This window comes from Actinopolymorpha sp. NPDC004070 (genome assembly GCF_040610475.1).
Lineage (GTDB): Bacteria > Actinomycetota > Actinomycetes > Propionibacteriales > Actinopolymorphaceae > Actinopolymorpha.
Map to the genome: position 1 here is coordinate 45,807 of NZ_JBEXMJ010000014.1, position 17,088 is coordinate 62,894.

The 17,088-nt window shown below is 69.9% G+C and carries 15 protein-coding genes; 4 read left to right on the forward strand and 11 right to left on the reverse strand.

Going from position 1 to position 17,088, the window contains the following annotated elements:
* Window positions 1-41 precede the first annotated feature (41 nt).
* The 4 genes from ABZV93_RS23670 to ABZV93_RS23685 form a co-directional block, all read right to left on the reverse strand.
* Window positions 42-1,811, reverse strand: a complete 1,770-nt coding sequence (locus ABZV93_RS23670; RefSeq protein WP_354939736.1) for a cellulase family glycosylhydrolase — start codon at window positions 1,809-1,811, stop codon at window positions 42-44.
* A 117-nt stretch (window positions 1,812-1,928) separates the two neighbouring features.
* Window positions 1,929-3,821: an ABC transporter ATP-binding protein gene (locus ABZV93_RS23675; RefSeq protein WP_354939738.1), complete on the reverse strand. Its 1,893-nt coding sequence runs from the start codon at window positions 3,819-3,821 to the stop codon at window positions 1,929-1,931.
* On the reverse strand, window positions 3,818-5,620 hold the full coding sequence (locus ABZV93_RS23680; protein WP_354939740.1) for an ABC transporter ATP-binding protein: 1,803 nt from the start codon (window positions 5,618-5,620) through the stop codon (window positions 3,818-3,820). Before ABZV93_RS23680 ends, ABZV93_RS23675 begins: the two co-directional genes overlap by 4 nt.
* A 75-nt stretch (window positions 5,621-5,695) precedes the next feature.
* Entirely contained in the window at window positions 5,696-6,286 is a 591-nt protein-coding gene (locus ABZV93_RS23685; RefSeq protein WP_354939742.1) for an SRPBCC family protein, read from the reverse strand.
* Window positions 6,287-6,466: 180 nt separating this feature from the next.
* On the opposite strand from ABZV93_RS23685, the gene ABZV93_RS23690 reads away from it, so the two are divergent.
* Together ABZV93_RS23690 and ABZV93_RS23695 are read left to right on the forward strand one after the other, a co-directional pair.
* On the forward strand, window positions 6,467-6,892 hold the full coding sequence (locus tag ABZV93_RS23690; RefSeq protein ID WP_354939744.1) for a YciI family protein: 426 nt from the start codon (window positions 6,467-6,469) through the stop codon (window positions 6,890-6,892).
* A 187-nt stretch (window positions 6,893-7,079) separates the two neighbouring features.
* Window positions 7,080-8,300: an RNA polymerase sigma factor gene (locus tag ABZV93_RS23695; protein ID WP_354939998.1), complete on the forward strand. Its 1,221-nt coding sequence runs from the start codon at window positions 7,080-7,082 to the stop codon at window positions 8,298-8,300.
* A gap of 36 nt (window positions 8,301-8,336) precedes the next feature.
* Here ABZV93_RS23695 and ABZV93_RS23700 read toward each other — a convergent pair whose 3' ends face one another.
* Window positions 8,337-10,421: a DUF222 domain-containing protein gene (locus tag ABZV93_RS23700; protein WP_354939746.1), complete on the reverse strand. Its 2,085-nt coding sequence runs from the start codon at window positions 10,419-10,421 to the stop codon at window positions 8,337-8,339.
* A gap of 192 nt (window positions 10,422-10,613) precedes the next feature.
* A complete protein-coding gene (locus ABZV93_RS23705) occupies window positions 10,614-11,144 on the reverse strand; it encodes an RDD family protein (RefSeq protein WP_354939748.1) in 531 nt (176 codons plus the stop codon).
* 93 nt (window positions 11,145-11,237) lie between these two features.
* On the opposite strand from ABZV93_RS23705, the gene ABZV93_RS23710 reads away from it, so the two are divergent.
* Window positions 11,238-11,837 carry a GNAT family N-acetyltransferase gene (locus ABZV93_RS23710; protein ID WP_354939750.1) on the forward strand — a complete coding sequence of 200 codons (600 nt, stop codon included), beginning with the start codon at window positions 11,238-11,240 and terminating at the stop codon, window positions 11,835-11,837.
* A gap of 871 nt (window positions 11,838-12,708) precedes the next feature.
* On the forward strand, window positions 12,709-13,101 hold the full coding sequence (locus ABZV93_RS23715; RefSeq protein WP_354939751.1) for a DUF2237 domain-containing protein: 393 nt from the start codon (window positions 12,709-12,711) through the stop codon (window positions 13,099-13,101).
* Here ABZV93_RS23715 and ABZV93_RS23720 read toward each other — a convergent pair.
* The 5 genes from ABZV93_RS23720 to ABZV93_RS23740 form a co-directional block, all read right to left on the reverse strand.
* On the reverse strand, window positions 13,094-13,681 hold the full coding sequence (locus ABZV93_RS23720) for a DUF402 domain-containing protein (protein ID WP_354939753.1): 588 nt from the start codon (window positions 13,679-13,681) through the stop codon (window positions 13,094-13,096). The two genes, ABZV93_RS23715 and ABZV93_RS23720, sit on opposite strands and share 8 nt — an antisense overlap.
* Window positions 13,671-14,225 carry a TIGR03557 family F420-dependent LLM class oxidoreductase gene (locus ABZV93_RS23725; protein WP_354939755.1) on the reverse strand — a complete coding sequence of 185 codons (555 nt, stop codon included), beginning with the start codon at window positions 14,223-14,225 and terminating at the stop codon, window positions 13,671-13,673. The genes ABZV93_RS23720 and ABZV93_RS23725 overlap by 11 nt, the downstream gene beginning before the upstream one ends.
* Before the next feature lie 96 nt (window positions 14,226-14,321).
* On the reverse strand, window positions 14,322-14,867 hold the full coding sequence (locus tag ABZV93_RS23730; protein WP_354939757.1) for a hemerythrin domain-containing protein: 546 nt from the start codon (window positions 14,865-14,867) through the stop codon (window positions 14,322-14,324).
* Between the two features lie 267 nt (window positions 14,868-15,134).
* The gene (locus tag ABZV93_RS23735) at window positions 15,135-15,470 is read right to left on the reverse strand and encodes a plasmid stabilization protein (protein ID WP_354939759.1); all 336 of its coding nucleotides are present in this window, start codon (window positions 15,468-15,470) and stop codon (window positions 15,135-15,137) included.
* Window positions 15,471-15,593: 123 nt separating this feature from the next.
* A complete protein-coding gene (locus ABZV93_RS23740) occupies window positions 15,594-17,009 on the reverse strand; it encodes a hypothetical protein (RefSeq protein WP_354939761.1) in 1,416 nt (471 codons plus the stop codon).
* Window positions 17,010-17,088 lie beyond the last annotated feature (79 nt).

Consider the following 17,088-nt stretch of genomic DNA (forward strand, 5'->3'; position numbering starts at 1 on the left):
CGACGCCTCGATTCCGGGCTCACTCCGGGCTCACTCCGGGCTCACTCCGTTGGCGCCCCGGTGATGCTCGTACCTTGCTTGGTCAGCGTGTAGTCGACGACCTCACCACTCCAGAAGTGGAACCGCAGGTGCACCACGCCGTCGTCGAGTTCGGCGAAGAACGCCGGCAGCAGCCTGATCTCGCCGGTGTCGTAGGAGGGAACGAAGGACGCACCGAACTCCTTGTAGGACGTCCAGTTCGCCGGTCCAGCGTTGCTCCCGTCGGGGTAGACGGCCTCCATCGTGGCCAGCCGGTCGCCGTTGAACGCGGTCGGGACGGCGAATGTGCCCGACGTACCCGTCGCCGCCCTCACCATCGGCCGGTCCACCACCACGACCTCGAACTTCCAGGTCGAGCCGGCGGAGAACCTCGCGGTCAGGACGGCGTTCGTGCCGTAGGCTCCGCCCTCGGTCAGCGACGCCAGCAGGCCTGCACGGAACGTCAGCCGGTCACCGTCCAGCACGTAGTACCGCCCGGCCCGCAGCACCCGGTCGGCGTACTCGATCCGGACCAGCCGGTTGCCGTTGAGGTTCAGGGTGACCGACTGGTCGGCGGGTGCCGCGCCCTTGCCCACGAACACCAGGTCGCTGCTCGCGGTGGACGAACGCGCCACCCAGCTCGTCCGCATCACGTCGTAGAGGTCGGTGTCGCGCCACCGGTAGGCGACCCGGTCGAAGTGCTGGCCGTTGTCCCACAACATCGTGGTGATGTGCCGCTGCCGGGCGTAGTAGCCGAGGTACTCGAAGAACTTCAGCTTCTCGCCCTGCTCGATCGTGCCGGTGAACTTGTCGAAACCCAACAGGCCGTACTCCCCCAACACGACCGGGATGCCGGCCGCGACCAGCGTGTCGTGCACCCGGTCGAAGGCGTCGGTCAGGTCCTGCTCAGCGGCGTCGTCGAAGCGGGTGCCACCGGCGACGTTCACGCTGAACGGGTAGTACCCGTAGTAGTGCACGGTGGCGATGATCCGGTTGTCGTGCAGCGTGTCGATGGTCTTCTTCAGTTCGTCCAGGCGGGCCTGTGACGGCGAGCCGGTGAGCGTGGGCAGCACCAGCGGCCGGTCGGCGTTGCGCCCGCCGGAGTCGCGCACGATCTGGTGGAACGACGTGTTCAGCTCGTCCAGCCACCGGAAGTACTCCGGCGCGTCGGCGTTCCAGTCGCCGGAGAAGCGCGGCTCGTTGATGCTCTCCAGCATCAGCCGGTCCGGCTTGTCCCGCAGCCGCTCGGCGATCTGCGTCCAGCCCGCGCGGTACTTCGCCAGCACCTCGTCGTGCTTCGCCGGCATCTCGATGACCCAGGTGCTCGAGTCGTGGTGCATGTTGACCATCACGTAGAAACCGGTCTGCAACGCCCAGTCCACGACCTGTTCCACCCGGTCCAGGTAGGCCGGGTCGATCGTGTAGTCGGGCGCGGGACCCATGTGCTGGAACCACGTCACCGGAATCCGGATGCTGCGGTAGCCCTGCGCCCTCAGCTTCTGCAGGAACTCCCTCGTCACCCGCGGGTTGCCCCACGACGTCTCGTCCGGGCCGGTGGAGTCGAAGGTGTTGCCGAGGTTCCATCCCGGCTGCATGGCGTCGACATAGGCCTGCAGGTCACCGGCCTGCGCTGCGTTGACCTGCGCGGCGCTGGCCTGTGCGTCACTGGCCTGCGCGTCGTTGGCTGACATGGCACGTCCCTGGGCGAGAGCGGGTCCGCCGGCGGACGACAACGCCAGGGCCAGTGCGATCGTGAACACCGCGACAAGGGCCTGCCTGGTACGTCCGAACATGCGGCACGACCTTTCCGGTGGACCTTTCCCGGACACGAACGCACCGGAGCGTAGTTACGCGTACCCGCTTGTTCCAGGGGTGACGACGTTCCGGGTCGGCCGGGTTCGGCCCTGCGCTCACACGGTCGCGGTGTCCGGGTCCTCCTCGGCCTCCACCACCAGCTCCTCCGCCCACAGCCGGCGCATCTCCGGGCAGGTTTCCAGCAGGTGCGGCAGCGGTCCGCTCCCGACGACCCGGCCGCGGTCGAGCACCACCACCTGGTCGGCGCGTTGCAGCGCCGCCTTTCGGTGGGACACCACCAGTACCGTCTCCGGCCCGCGTCCTTCCTTGGCGGCGTCGGCGATCCGGTCCCACAGCAGATGCTCGGTCTCCACGTCCAGCGCGGACGACAGGTCGTCGACCACCAGCAGGTCGGGATTGCGTACGAGAGCCCGGGCCGCGGTCGCCCGCTGCACCTGGCCGCCGGACAGCCGGACGCCGCGCGGTCCGACCACCGTCTCCAGCCCTTCGGGCATCTCGGCGAGGTCGCGCTCCAGCGCGGCCAGCCGCATCGCGCCGGCGAGGGTCTCGGCGTCGGCGGGCCAGCCCAGCAGGAGGTTCTCCTGTAGTGAGTCCGAGAACAGCCGCGGCACCTGTCCGGCGTAGGCGACCCGCCCGGGCACCAGGAACGTGCCCGGGTCGTCCACCTGTTCGTCGTTCCAGCGCACCATGCCGGAGGTGGCCGGCAGCAGACCGAGCAGCGCCCGCACCAGCGTCGTCTTGCCCGCGCCGACGGCGCCGGTGACGACGGTGAAGGATCCGCGTTCGACCCGCAGGTCGACATCACTGATCCCGCCGGCGCCGTCGTGGTGGCGTACGGTCAGCCCGCGTACCTCCAGGGAGCGCAGCCGGTCACCTGCCCCGGCCCGGTCCGGCACCTCGGTGAGCACCGGCGGGGGCTCTTCGTCGAACCACACCTGACTGTGCCGGGCCAGGTCGTCGGCGGTCTCGTGGTCGGCCATCAGCCGGGTGAGCCGCTCGGTGGCGACCGCGCCCTGGGGGATGCGGTAGAGCATCCGGCCGAGGATGCGCGGCAGCATGGTCAGCCAGCCGACGTAGCTGGTGAACAACGCCAGGTCGCCGACGGTGAAGTCGCCGCGCCGCATCGCCGGTGCGGCCAGCAGCAGCACCAGGCCGATGCTCACCTCGACGGTCGCACCGGTGACCGTGTCCAGCATGTCCATCGCCAACCGGTCCTTGACGGCGGCCTGACGTCGGCGCCGGTTGTGCGCCCGCAGCCGGTCCAGGACGGCGTTCTCCGCACCGGCGGTCTTGATCGCGAGTACGCCCGCGAACGTCTCGCCCACGAACGCCGTCACCGCCGCACCGAGCTCGCGTGCCCGGGCGTGGATGCGCCGGATCACCTCGCTCAGCACCCGGATGAGGACCACCACGACTGTCAGCGGTAGCACCAGGACCACGGTGATCACCGGGTCGATCGAGGTCATGATGGCGAACGCCCCGATGCCGAACAGCACCGCACCGATCAGGTCGACGCCGTTGTCCGTGGCGATCACGAGGTCCTCGACGTCGTCGCGGAAGCGCGACACGGCCTCACCGGAGGAGTGCGGCAGCCGGCTCGCGGCCGGGCCGCGCGCGGTGAGGATCGACCTGAGCGCGTTCGACCGCAGCATGGTGCCCGCACCGATCCACCAGTACGGCCAGATGTTCACCGCGAACCAGAACACCCCGCCACGTGCCGCCTCCGCCGCGACGAACGCCGCGCACAGCCACAGCGCGGTGTCCAGGCCGGCGGCGCTGTGGCCGCTGATCTGGTCGAACAGCCCCTTGAGGATCAGCCCGGTGAGCAGCGGTACGACGAAGAACAGCGACCACAGCAGGCCGCCCACGACGTAGCGGCGCAGGTCGAACCCCACCAGCCGGCGCATGACGAGGAGCACGCCGGACCGCCAGCTCACCGGCGGCCGGGTCGCCCGCGGCCCGGTGGTGGTCTCGGTCGGGGTGCTCATCGGCGTACTCCACTCATCACTTCGTGCTCGGGCCGGTCCGGCCTGCCAGGTCCCGGCACGGTCAGGCCCGCGGCGGCCAGCAGGTGCGCGAACCTGCTGTCGGGGTCCGCGGCCAGCGCCTCGCGCCGGCCGTACTCCACCACCCGGCCGTCGTCGACGACGGCGATCTTGTCCACCCGGGCGAGGGAGGACAACCGGTGGGCGATCAGTACGGCCGTACGGTCGGTCAGCAGCCGGTCGATCGCGCCCTCGATGTGGTGCTCGGTCGCCGGGTCGAGCCGGCTGGACGCCTCGTCCAGCACGACCAGCCCCGGGTCGGACAGGAACGCCCGGGCGAAGGCCAGCAGCTGCGCCTCGCCGGCGGACACCCCACCGCCCTGGGAGCCGAGCACGGTGTCCAGGCCGTCGGGCAGGGACGCCAGCCAGTCGCCCAGCCCGACCTCGGCGACCACCTCCCGCAGCAGGTCGTCGTCGGCGCCCTGGCGGAACATCATCAGGTTGTCGCGCACGCTGGCGGCGAACAGCTGGACGTCCTGGGTGACCACGCAGATCCGGCGATGCACCGAGGCGAGGTCGGTGTCGCGCAGGTCGACCCCGCCGAGCCGGACGCTTCCCCGGGTCGGGTCGTACAGCCGCAGCACCATCCGGGCGATCGTGGTCTTCCCGCTGCCCGTACGCCCCACCAGGCCGAGTGTCTCCCCCGGTGACAACTCGATGTTGACATCGGTAAGCACCGGCTCGTCGTCGTCGGCGTAGGCGAAGTGCACGCCGGACAGCTCCAGCCGCAGCGGCCCGGTCGCGGGCAGCGGCGTGGGGTCGGCGGGTTCGGGCAGGGTGCGTTCCTCCGCGAGCAGTCCGCCGATCCGGGCCACGCCCGCGAGCGCCTTCTGGTACTGCTGCAGCTGGTCGATGATCCGCTCGAACGGCGCCCGCACCATCTGGGTGTACTGGAACAACAGCACGGCCGTTCCCACGGTCAGCGTGCCCGACTGCTGCACCCAGGCGGCGAGCCCCAGCACGAGCGCGGTCCCGGCGGCGAACGCGAGGTTGGTGAGGGCGAACAGCCCGCCGCCGACGCGTTCGGCGCGCAGTTCGGCGCGGTAGACGTCGGCGCTGGTGCGGTGGAACCTCCTCACCACGTGCTCCCCCGCGCCGTTGGCCCGGATGTCCTCGGCCCCGGCCAGCCGCTCCTCCAGGGCGCCGAACAACGCGGCGAACTTCTCGCGTACGCGGGTCATCGCGGGCACCGCGACGCGCTGGGCGCGCACCATGAACCAGCCGATGAGGACGCAGTACGCCAGCAGGACGGCGCCGATGCGCAGGTCGACGTTGAGCACCACGACCAGCACGCCGACCAGGAGCAGCAGGCTGGCGACGACGTCGAGCAGGAACGCCACCACGAAGTCGGCCAGCGCCACCACGTCACCGTCGACGCGCTCGATCATCTCGCCCGGGGTGCGCTTGCCGTGGTAGGCCATGTCCAGGCCTAGGGCGTGCTCGGCGAGGCGTTCGCGCAGCCGGTTGGTGCCGTCCCAGGCGAGCCGGCTGGCCAGCCAGGCGGTCAGCATCCGGGCCAGCTGGCCGAACACCGCGAGCCCGAGGTATCCCACCGCGAGGAACGTGAGCTGGCCCGTGCCCGCACCGGCGATCGCGTCGTCGACGAACCTGCGGGTGAGCTGCGGCGCCAGCAGCGGCAACACGGTGGCGACCAGGATCACCACGGCCAGGGCGAGCGCCGCCCGCCGCCCGGGCCAGAGCAGGCGCAGGACGACACGACGGGGGGAGGGGGAAGTAGACATGACCGCCTCGACGCTACGAGGCGGACCGCCGCGCGGCAATTGGTTTACGGGGGAGGCGACACCCTAGGTCTTCCCCTACCGCGCGTACAACTCGGTGAGCCCTGCCACGACGTCGTCGCACTCGGGTCCCGGGCGGTCCGCCAGCGCCGCAGCCAGCCGGTCGAGGTAGTAGTGCCAGCCGGCGGCCACGTCGGTCACGTCGCCGGCCGACGCCAGCCGATGGACGAAGAGCAGGCTGGTGCCGGTGTTCTCGCCGGTGTTCTCGCCGGTGCCGCCGGTGTTCTCGTCGATGCCCTCCGGGCTGAGCGTGACCTCGACCCGCCACCGGGGCTGCCCGGGGACGGACCAGTCGACCACCAGCCGTCGCGGCGGCTCGCACTCCAGGATCTGCACCGGCTCCGGCCCCGCGCCGTCCTCGCCGGTCATCGTGAACTCCACGGTCGACCCGACGCCCCGACGTCCGGTCCAGGTGCCGATCCAGCGGGCCGAGCGATCGGACTCGGTGACGGCCGCCCACACCTCCTCGATCGGGTCCGGGTAGGTCCTGCGGAACTCCAGGCGTACTCCCGCTCCCTCGCCATCGCCTTCGGGACCACCCGGCCGAGGTCGGCATGCGTGTCGGTCATGAACGCTCCTGTTGGTCGTACGAGCCGAAGCCCCGACCATAAGGCCAGACTTAAATATCCACCACTGTCTCCTCGGCGCGTTCCACCGGCGCGTTCCACCGGCGCGTCCGGCGAAGAAGTCCGAGAAAAAGGTTCGGGCACCGTGTCGAACCGGTGCCCGGCCGTTCGAAGTGTGGTTGGAAGGTGCCCCGAAGCCCCAATCAGACAGAGGGAGATCGACATGCGGGTGATGGTTCTGGTCAAGGCGACCGACGACTCCGAGGCCGGCGTGATGCCGGAGGAACAGTTGCTGACCGAGATGGGGAAGTACAACGAGGAGCTCGTCAAGGCCGGGATCATGCTCGCCGGCGACGGGTTGCACCCGAGCTCCAGGGGTGTCCGGGTGCGCTTCTCCGGTAAGGAGCGGTCGGTGATCGACGGGCCGTTCGCCGAGACGAAGGAACTCGTCGCCGGCTACTGGCTGTGGCAGGTGCGCTCGATGGACGAGGCGGTCGAGTGGGTGAAGAGGTGCCCCAACCCGATGCTCAGCGACTCCGAGATCGAGATCCGCCCGGTGTTCGAGGCCGACGACTTCGGTGAGGCGTACACCCCCGAAGCCCGGGAGCGGGCCGAGCGCGTGCGTGCACAGACCGCCCAACAGCAGTAGTTCGACGGGTTGGGCCGGGGGGCGGGCTCGCGATCGACCGGTGACGTTCGGTCGCGGCCGCTCGCGCCCCCCCCGCGCCCGCCCCGGCATCCGGCGGCGGGCATGGTCTGATGGGGCCGTGAGGGCAGAATCCCAGCTCGCCGGCGATCGGACGGACGTCCATCGGGCGATCGAGACGGTCTGGCGGATGGAGTCCGCGAAACTGATCGCCGGGCTGGCCCGGATCGTGCGCGACGTGGGCCTGGCCGAGGAACTCGCCCAGGAGGCGCTCGTCGCCGCTTTGGAGCAGTGGCCCACCGAGGGGGTTCCGCCCAAGCCGGCCGCGTGGCTGATGACGATCGCCAAGCGGCGCGGCATCGACCGGCTGCGGCGGGAGGAACGCCGCGACCAGAAGTACGTCGAGATCGCCCGCGACCTCGACGTCGAGCAGGGCGACCACGCGGCCGAGGTGGCCGCAGCGCTCGACGATCACATCGAGGACGACCTGCTCCGGCTGATCTTCGTCGCCTGCCACCCGGTGCTGTCCACCGATGCCCGGCTGGCGATGACGTTGCGGGTGGTCGGCGGCCTGCGTACGGACGAGATCGCCCGCGCCTTCCTCGTACCGGAACCCACGATCGCCCAGCGCATCGTGCGCGCGAAACGCACCCTCGCGCAGTCCGGTGTGCCCTTTGAGATCCCCGAGGGAGCCGACCGCGCGGCCCGGCTGTCGTCGGTGCTCGAGGTGATCTACCTGATCTTCAACGAGGGGTACGCGGCGACCGCCGGCGACGACTGGCTGCGGCCGGCGCTGTGCGACGAGGCGTTGCGGTTGGGGCGGATCCTGGCCGAGCTCGCACCGGACGAGGCCGAAGTGCACGGACTGGTCGCGCTGATGGAGATCCAGGCGTCGCGGGCGAACGCGCGGGTGGACGCGTCCGGGCAACCGGTGCTGCTGCTCGACCAGGACCGCGGGCGCTGGGACCAGCTGCTCATCCGGCGGGGGCTGGCCGCACTGGAACGAGCCGACTCGCTGGACCAACCCGCCGGACCGTATGTCGTCCAGGCCGCGATCGCCGCCTGTCACGCGCGCGCCCGTACGCCGGAGGAGACCGACTGGACCCGGATCGCCGGACTGTACGGCGTACTCGCCGCGATGGTCTCCTCGCCGGTGGTCGAACTCAACCGGGCGGTCGCGGTGGGGATGGCCCGGGGACCGGCTGAGGGGCTCGCCCTGGTGGACGTGCTGGTCGCCGAAGGTGCGCTGGCGGAGTACCACCTGTTGCCGTCGGTACGCGGGGACCTGCTGGTGAAGCTGGACCGGCGGGCGGAGGCGCGGGCGGAGTTCGAGCGCGCGGCTTCCCTTACCCGCAACGAACGTGAGCGTTCCTTGCTTCTGCGCCGCGCCGCCGACTGTTCCGCCGGCTGAGCCGGGCGCGGCTGCTCTCGTCGGACGCGGCTGTCCTCAGAACGGTGGCAGGTCATCCTCGGCCGTCCTCGTACCGGCGGTAGCCGTCGCGGGTTCGACCGGCACCACGGGCTCGGTGAGCGATGGTGCCCGGCTGCTGTAGCTGCGGCCGAAGGGGTCGGTGAGGGTGTGTTCGCCGGGCCCGGTCTGCTTCAGTTTCCAGTCGCGTTCGGTTTTGGCCTTGTGGTGGCGTGGGCACAGGGGTGCGATGTTGTCCACACCGGTTTCCCCGCCGTCGGCGTACTCGGTGTTGTGGTCCAGGTGGCAGGTGGCGGCGGGTCTGCGGCACGTGGTCCACACGCACCGCTGGTCGCGGGCAGCCACCAGCTCTGCTTGGAGTCCGCGCAGGAACCTTGCCGGTATCGGATGCAAGTGGAGTAGGCGCCCCGTGACCGGATGGGTGACCCCGACGCTGAATCTGCCTTCGGGGTTGGTGAGGTTGTTCGCCACCAACCGCTCGGCCACCTCGGTGATGACGGGTCCGAACCCGCCGAGCTCACCTGGCCGGGCAGACAGCCCCATCAGCGTGGTCAGCGGGATGTTCAGCTGAATCTTGGCGCACGTTCGTATCGGCCCCCAGCTCGGCTGCGTGGAAGACCACGGCGGCGGTGGTGGTGGTGGTGGTGGTGGTGGTGGTGGTGGTGGTGGTGGTGGTGTCGAGTTGTCCGGTGGCGGGTCGGGTGGATCAGGTGGACCCGGCGGGTCGGCCGTTTCATCCGGAGGGCGGTTCTGGCGCGGGATCTGCCCCGCAGCCGAAGGCCCGTTCGTGGAAGCGGCGCTCTCACCGGTTGCGCTGCTTCCGGCAACGTTCTTCCCGGCTACGTCGCACTCCGTCGCGGTCTCCCCGGCCGAGCTGCGGTCGGCGGCAAGGTGAGCTGCGGTGTCGTGGACCGGGACGCCGGTCACCGCGGGCCCGCCGCACACCGTGCAGCTGGGAACCGGCACGGGAGAACAGTCGCCACACTCACACCAACTGTCGTGCAGATCGTGGTCGGGGAACCGGTGAACACCACAGTGCCCCTGCCCGCCCTGCTCGTCCGCCGACTGCTGACCGTCGACCTGCTCGGGGTCCGCCTGCTCGGGGTCGGTGTGTTCCTGCGGCGTCTCGTTCTCCGCGGCCCACTGCCCAGACTCGTCCGGCTCGGCCTCGCCCTGCTCAGAGCCGTCCCGCGCAGACTGCTCCCGCCCAGGCTCGTCATGTGCAGTTTCTGCTTGCGCCTGACCTGGCTCAGCGTGGTCGTCGGTCGCTGTGGGGGCGGAGCAGTCAACGATGTCGGCGGCACCGGCGAGCAGGGAGTAGGCCACGTCGGCGCGCAGTTGGCTGAGCTTGCGGGAATCACCGGAGGACTTCACCGCGCGGGCGATGGCGTCGATGTAGCCGTACGCCTCCGCCGCTTGATCGGCGGACAGTCCTCGGACGGCGAGGTCGGCGACTCCGTCGACGGCGGGCCAGATCGCGACGTTGCGCCCGGTGCGGGCGGCACGGTGTCGTTTGGCGGCGGCTTCGGGGTCGGCCCTGACCACCTCCGCCTCCACCTTCGCCCGAAGTAGTCCGCCACGCAGTTCGAGCACCTTGGGGAAGAGGGCGTCCTCGATCACACCCCACAGGTCCAGTTTGGCGTCGGTGATCCGGTCGATGATGATGCGGACCTCATTGAGCTCCAACCGCCCAGACGCCAATGCCTCACCCACCCGTGGGAGCCGGGACACGGTGGCGGCCATCCCCACGTACTGAGCCGCCCGGTAACCGGTCCACCCCAGCAACGGCTCCAGCACCACCGACGTCATCGGGTCCGGCTCGACGTTACGCTCCGCCGGGTCGCCGGGCATACCGTCGGCGGCATAGGTCAGCTCGTTCACTCCCGTCAGGCTGGCCGACTCCGCCCAGCAAACCATCCGCCGCGTCCCCTTGACGTACTCCTCCAACTCCCACCCGTTACACGCGGCCAGGTCCACCGAGGCGATCGCGGCCGCCAACTCCGGACCACCCGGCAAATCCGCGAAACCGGCAGGCAGCACCCCACGACCACCCGGGTCCCCACCCAGGTGGTCGTCGCCGAAGCCCACACCGCCGTCGCTCACGCGTTCGATTCTACCCGACAAGATCGGCTAACTCTCGCCGGAAACCGCTTGTCCACAAGGAGAATCTGCGTCAACCTCGACCTGCCTGAAGGCCAGGGCAGGCGGTCGTGGATACGTCGACTTCCTTGCTCCTGCGCCGGGCCGCCGACTGCGCCACCGGATGAGTGGCCCCAAGCCGAATCCGCGTCAACCTCACCTTGCGCGGGAGCGATAGCGGCCCACCGTCGTCCCTGCCAGCCGGTCGTAGGGCGTGCGCCCCGAACTCCGGAACACGCCGACCACATAGGTCGCGGCAAGGACGTACACAGCACCGAGCAACACCGCGTCGACGACCGGCGACCCAATCCGAAGCGTCAGGTCCCAGATTGCCGTGTGCGCGAGTTCCCATGGCAGTAGCACCTTGAGACAGTTGCGCGCTGCCGCGCGAGCGAATCCGACGCGGCCGCCCGACGTGCGGCGTACCTCCACCGCGAGCAGTCGCTTGCCGACCGTGGCGCCGTGCCGGGCCTCCTGCACCGCCAGCCACGACGTCACCGGCACACTCAGCAGCAGGCTCGCCGCAAGTTGTGCGAGCACCCGGCCGCTGACGCCGGATATCTCCGGAGCGAAGCCAAGTACCCGGGCGGTGAACCCGATCCCAACGAGGATGCCGACGTACCCGAGGATCACGGCATAGTCGAGTGCCGTCGCCGCTACCCGCCGCCACGCCGTCGACTCACCCATCGCTCCGCCCCCGTAGGTTCGTCCCGGTGTGTCCTGGCACGATACGCCGCACGCCGAGTGGCTCGGCGTCTCGGCGAGGAAGGGTGGGCGACGATGATCACTGCGGTGACGGTGCGGCCATTCGACAAGGCCACCGACTCGGACGCGGTCGGGGCGATCGACCGTTCGTTCGTCACCGACGAGGCCATGCAGGTTTCCCGCACAGCCGACGGCTTCGAACTCACCGAGGTCCGCACCGAACCGCTCACGAAGGTCTTCCCGCTCGACCTCGACCAGCAGACCGACCACGGGCAGTGGGACGCGGCCTGGGTCGCCGAGACCAACGACGACAGTTCGCCGGCGACGGTGGTCGGTTTCGCCGCCGCCCGCTTCTCCCGGTGGAACCACCGGGTCGAGCTCTATCACCTCTACGTCGACGCCGCCCACCGCGGCCGAGGCGTTGCACGCGCACTGCTGGACCACATCGACGAGGATCCGCTGATTCGCGAGCAGGGGCACTGCCTGTGGCTGGAGACCTCCCACCTGAACGTGCCCGGGGTCCGCGCCTACAAGGCACTGGGATTCGAACTCTGCGGCCTCGATCTCGAGCTCTACGGTGACCCGCCCAGCGGACCGCGGGAGATCGCGCTCTTCTTCACCCGGCCGCTGCCCCACGACGCTTTGACGAAGGATGACGCCGCGCGGCGTCGATAGGCCCATGCCAGTACCAGGAGCGATGGGCCCCAGAGGTTCAACGGGGCGTAGCAGGCGGTGAAGACGGCCGTCCATGGTCCGCTCTCCATGCTGCCCGGACCATGACCTGTCCAGACCCTCCAGAAGCCCAGTGTCCAGATCAACACGAGTGCCATCGATCCGAGCGCGGCGACGAAGAACACGACCTTCGCGTGAACCTTTCGACCACCGAAGTGCGGTACCCATAACGGAATCTCGTTCCCCAACGGCTGGACAAGTCCGAACGCGGTGAGCGCGACGACCTCCGACAGCAGACTGATCAGAGCGATGTAGACCGAGCTCCACCCGTGCGAGACCCAGAGGTGGCCAGAGGCGTCCAGCTGGCCCATGGGAAACCCGAACGCCACCGCCAGTCGCCAAAGGCCGGAGGGGAGTACCAGCAAGGGAATCGCGTGTGCCAGCTTCTTGGCCCATCGGGGCGCTGGTCGCCGTGCAACGTCGTCACAGGTCCCAACCTGGTTCCAGCTGGCGGGTGTCGTCATCCCATCACGTTCGCGGATGCGACGTGGCCGGCCATCCCTCGGCCGAGGCGCACTCGTCCCTCGATCGAGGGGTTTGCGCTGGCGCCGCAGGACCCGTTGCCGCATCCCGCCGGAGAGTTCGTGAGGGTACGCGCACCCTGGAACACCAACGCGCACTCCTGCCAGCGGAACCTTCGCAAGGACAACCTTCCGTTCGTGCGCGACAGCCCACCGCCCACCCCGGGTAGGCCCTTGATCATTTCGGGTTACTGGACTACACCTGTACGCGAATGTTCGTCAACGGAAGTGAGCCGGCTTTTCCGGACAGTCGTGACGCGTGTCCTCGACGGTGACGTGGCAGGCTGTGCCGGATGAACGACGACCGCAACGCGCTCGGCGGCGAGCTTCTCCCCTGTGGGACCGACCCGGTGACCGGCTTCTACCGGGACGGCACGTGCAGCACGGGGCCGGACGATCTCGGCAGCCACACGGTGTGCGCGGTGGTCACCAAGGAGTTCCTCGCCCAGCAACGCGAACTCGGCAACGACCTGTCCACACCGAGGCCGGAGTTCCACTTTCCCGGTCTTCGTCCCGGTGACCGCTGGTGCGTGGTGGCCGCGCGCTGGCTGCAGGCGCTGGAGGCGGGCGTCGCGCCGCCGGTCGTACTGGAGGCGACGAATGCTCAGGCCACGCAGGTCATTCCGCTGGAGACGCTGCGCAGGCACGCGGTCGACGTACCACCCGACATCCGGTCACTCACCTGAGCGAGAGGTCGGCCGCGACCGCCAGCCAGCGGGTCGCCGAACCGTCGAACGGCGGGGCGCCGGCCCGCATCAGCGCCGCCACGTCGGCACACGACCGCTGCGCGGCCTGCACGTGCCCGGCCGGGATCGCGTATCGCGCGACCTCCTCGGCCACCTCGTCCTCGTCGAGGACGGTCACCACGCCGTGGCGGTCGCGGACGACGTCGAGGGTCAGGTCGACGAACGAGATGCCGTCGGCCGACATCTCCGCGGGCGTGGAGATGTCCGCCCGCTCCGGCTCCACGTCGTCAAAGGTCCGCACCGATCCGTCCGCGCGGTAGGCACGGAAACCGACCGGTGGGGCACCCATCCGCGCCACCCACCAACGGTCGTACGGGTAGCAGAACACCTGGTCGGTCGCGTAGCGAAGGATGGTGCCGCTGGCCCGTCGGACCGGGGAACCGGCCGGGAGCACGGACCACTCGCCGTGCTCATCTCGGCCGAGTACCCGCTCGGTCCACGTGGCGTTGATCCGGTCCGGATACTTCAGCTTGCGGGCAGTCCGGTGGCTGCTCTCGGCGCGCAAGGGGTCAGCGGCCACGCAGCCGCGGCAGGACCTTCTCGGCGTAGAAGCCGAAGAACGCCTCCTGGTCCGGGCCGATCTGGTTGACGTACACCTCGCGGGCATGCTCGACGGTGTAGTGCGGCCCGTCGTGGTTGACCACCTTGCCGGTGAACAGCTTCCGCATCACCTCGATGGACTCCTCGAGCATGTCGAGGCGCGTGCTGGTGGCGGGCCACGGGTCGCCGAGGATGTGCTCGTTCAGCGCCTCACCGCTGCCCACACCGAGGGCGAACCTGCCGTCCAGCAGCACCTGACTGGTGGCCGCCGCCTGGGCGACGACCGCGGGATGGATGCGGATCGTCGGGCAGGTCACGGCGGTGGTGATCGGCAGGCTGCACACCTGGGAGATCGCGCCGATCATCGACCAGACGAACGCACTCTGCCCCTGCTCGTCGTTCCACGGGTGGTAGTGGTCGGAGATCCACAACGCCTCGAAGCCGGCTCGCTCGGCGAGCTTGGCCTGCGCCACCAGCTCCGCCGGGGTGAACTCCTCGCAGGACAGGAAATAGCCCAGGCGCATCTGGTGTCTCCTTCGTCGATGTCTTCGAAGTTCGTCGATGTGGATGGCAGGACGTTGACGCGGGCACCGGAATCCGGCACCCGCGTCCGTCTGCGCCTACTGCGACTTCAGGGCCTGGGCCAGCTCTTCCTTGGACATGCCCGCCGCACCTTGGATGCCGGCGTTGCGCGCCTGGACGAGCAACTCCTGCTTGGTCTCCTGGCCTGGCTGCTCGCCGATGTGCTTCTCCCGGCTCGCCGCGAACGCGTTGCCGAGTTCCTCACGACGCGCGTCGTCGAGTCGGTCGCGGAGGCCGGGAAGAACCTGGCTCTCCTCCTCGTCCACGTGGTGCTGCACCGCCTCGACGAACTCGTTCAGCTTCGTCTCGAAGCTCGGGTCGTGCGGGTCGGTGGCCTTCAGTTGGGCGAGGAGCTCCTCGGCCTGGGCGTGCTCTTCCTGGCTGTGCGCCACCTCGTCGGTCTCCCCGGCCTCGCCGCGTGCCACGGGGTAGACCTCGGCCTCCTCGGCCCGGGAGTGCGCCACGAACAGAGCCGACAGCTCGGGCAGTGTCAATGCCCGCTTGTCAGGTTCGTTCTGCAGGACGTCGAACAACCGCTCGACCTCGCGATGGTCTGCCATGATCAGGTCGACGACATCCGCCATGTGTGTTTCCTCTCCCCGAGATTCTCGTTATTTTGCGCGGTGGTTGGTCCGCTTCGCCATTCCACCATGCTTCCCCGCTGGTCGCTTGTCGGTCGGTGTCCGGCCGGTCCGGTCGATCAGTGGCCGGCGGACAGTGCAGGCACCAGGTCGCCCACCTCGGGTGGGACAACGACCGCGCGTCTCGTGATCGTGCACAGATCGTGCTCGGACCGTGGGTGGGTCCTACCCCACCGGCCCGGACGTATTCGCGGTGACGGGTCTCGCCGCTCAGTCCCTGCCGACCGCCTTCTCCAGCTCGGACTTGCTCATGCTGGAGCGGCCCTTGATGTTGCGCCGACGGGCCTCGCCGTACAGCTCCTGCTTGGTCCGGCCCTGGGGGCCGGTCCGGTTGCCGGAACGCTGACCACCGCGCTGCTGCGGCGACTCGTCCTTGACGGACTCCGGACTGGCCTGGTCCGACTCGCCGGACTGCGCGCGGTTCTTGTTCACCGTGCGGGCGGCGATCTCCTTGGCCCGGCCCTCACTGGCACCGCGGTCCTTGGTGGACTCCTTGACGTGTTCGTACTGACGCTCGCGTTTGGAACCCCAAGCCTTCTGTGGCATCGGAAACTCCGATCTCCGTACGTCACTTCCGTCGGGGACGTACCCCGCGTTCCCGCGATCACACGCACGCGTGGCCGGAACAGGCCAGTCAACCCCGGCTGGACAGGCCAGGGCGTGTCCTGGTCAGTTCGGCTCGGACACCTCGACACCTTCGCCGGCCAGACCGTCGAGCAACGCCCGCACGATGAGTCGCGACGAGGGCACGCCGCGTTCGGGTGCGGGCAGCGCCGCCAGCATCGGGCCGTAGTCGGCGAGGTCGTCGAAGTGCGCGGGCCAACGGGCAACGGTCGACGCGGACAGGCGCACCGTGCCGGTGACGTGCCGGCCGAGGTCGGCCCAGGTCCGCGGCGGCGTCGCTCCGGCCGAGGCGACGCCGTGCGGGAAGAGCAGCACGTCGACGTCGGTGTAAGGGTCTCCCGCGGCGGCGGCAGCGGCGAGGTGGCGGAGGACGTCGTGACGCGCGCGCTCGACCCCGAAGAACGTCCAGTACGGCACCGACGCGGACCGCTCGGCCTGCACCGGGTCGAGCATGACGAACGACTCGACCAGCATCCGGTCACCGGCGCCACCGGCCGCCCTGATCCGGCGCCGGAACAACCTCGCTACCGGCCCGGAAAGCGCCTGCGGTGAGGGGATCCGGACTCGTACGTGTGCGCGGCCGTGGCGCTCGGCCCAGTCGGCCACGTCCTCCCCGAGGGCCGGTTCGAACCCCCACTCCGCCTCCGGGCTACGGCCGTCGGGCTCGGGTGCGGCGAAGCGGCTGCGCGGTGAACCCTGCTCGCGCAGGAAGGCGGTCACCCGAGGTGATCCGTTCAGGTAGTCCGCGGCGTCAAGCCCACCTTGCGCCCCGGTCTGGAAGACGTGCCGCTCCGCCACCGTCGTCGTCGGCCAGGTGGAGGTGTCCTCCAACGTGATCACCGGGGCGCCCGGCTCCAGGCACTCGGCCAGGAACTCGACGTAGGCAGGGGGAAGCTTCGTCCACTTCAACCGGAAGTACGTCATGCCGGCGACCATCAGCCGGTCCTGGTTGCCGTCGTGCATGTGGTGCAGGACGGCGTTGGGGTTTCGGTCGAGCAGCGGCTCGGCCACCTCCCGGCCGAACTCCATCGCGCTGTGCGGATCGTCGGGATCGTTGCCGGCCCAGCGCACGGGCAACAGCGCGGTCTGCGGCAGCCAGGCCAGGCCGGCCGCGGCGTAGAGGTGCACGGCCGCGCCGTTGGACGACCCGATCACGACACCGGGATACCGGCGGCGTGGGTGACGTGGGTACTGCTCCACCACCCAGCGCGCGATCGCGTCCAGGTCGACGTCACCTAGCCGGTTCGGGCGAACAGCCTCTGCCGCCCCGCTCAGTGCGTACGCCCGCCGCCGCGGCTCGGTCGGCAGCAGGCGGGACAGCCGCACCGGCAGCGACCGGGCGATGCCCTGCCCCAGGTGGGGGAAGTCCTTTCCCTGCAGTGCCCTGGTGGTCGCACGCAGCATCGCCGACGCGGAGTCGAACGCCGCGACCGCGCGGTCCGGGCGGACGTCGCCGCTCATGCCGCACCGGCCGGAGGGCTCGGCAGTGCCAGCGGCAGCGAGGGGAGAGCGAACGACCTCATCGTCGTAGTCTGCCACC

What these genes read in the sequence shown, in the direction of transcription:
- ABZV93_RS23730 (WP_354939757.1), bottom strand. Translation starts at nt 14,867, where the DNA reads ATGGCGGATGTCGTCGACCTGATCATGGCAGACCATCGCGAGGTCGAG.
- ABZV93_RS23710 (WP_354939750.1), top strand. Translation starts at nt 11,238, where the DNA reads ATGATCACTGCGGTGACGGTGCGGCCATTCGACAAGGCCACCGACTCG.
- ABZV93_RS23670 (WP_354939736.1), bottom strand. Translation starts at nt 1,811, where the DNA reads ATGTTCGGACGTACCAGGCAGGCCCTTGTCGCGGTGTTCACGATCGCA.
- ABZV93_RS23735 (WP_354939759.1), bottom strand. Translation starts at nt 15,470, where the DNA reads ATGCCACAGAAGGCTTGGGGTTCCAAACGCGAGCGTCAGTACGAACAC.
- ABZV93_RS23740 (WP_354939761.1), bottom strand. Translation starts at nt 17,009, where the DNA reads ATGAGCGGCGACGTCCGCCCGGACCGCGCGGTCGCGGCGTTCGACTCC.
- ABZV93_RS23715 (WP_354939751.1), top strand. Translation starts at nt 12,709, where the DNA reads ATGAACGACGACCGCAACGCGCTCGGCGGCGAGCTTCTCCCCTGTGGG.
- ABZV93_RS23690 (WP_354939744.1), top strand. Translation starts at nt 6,467, where the DNA reads ATGCGGGTGATGGTTCTGGTCAAGGCGACCGACGACTCCGAGGCCGGC.
- ABZV93_RS23685 (WP_354939742.1), bottom strand. Translation starts at nt 6,286, where the DNA reads ATGGTCGGGGCTTCGGCTCGTACGACCAACAGGAGCGTTCATGACCGA.
- ABZV93_RS23695 (WP_354939998.1), top strand. Translation starts at nt 7,080, where the DNA reads ATGGAGTCCGCGAAACTGATCGCCGGGCTGGCCCGGATCGTGCGCGAC.
- ABZV93_RS23680 (WP_354939740.1), bottom strand. Translation starts at nt 5,620, where the DNA reads ATGTCTACTTCCCCCTCCCCCCGTCGTGTCGTCCTGCGCCTGCTCTGG.
- ABZV93_RS23725 (WP_354939755.1), bottom strand. Translation starts at nt 14,225, where the DNA reads ATGCGCCTGGGCTATTTCCTGTCCTGCGAGGAGTTCACCCCGGCGGAG.
- ABZV93_RS23705 (WP_354939748.1), bottom strand. Translation starts at nt 11,144, where the DNA reads ATGGGTGAGTCGACGGCGTGGCGGCGGGTAGCGGCGACGGCACTCGAC.
- ABZV93_RS23675 (WP_354939738.1), bottom strand. Translation starts at nt 3,821, where the DNA reads ATGAGCACCCCGACCGAGACCACCACCGGGCCGCGGGCGACCCGGCCG.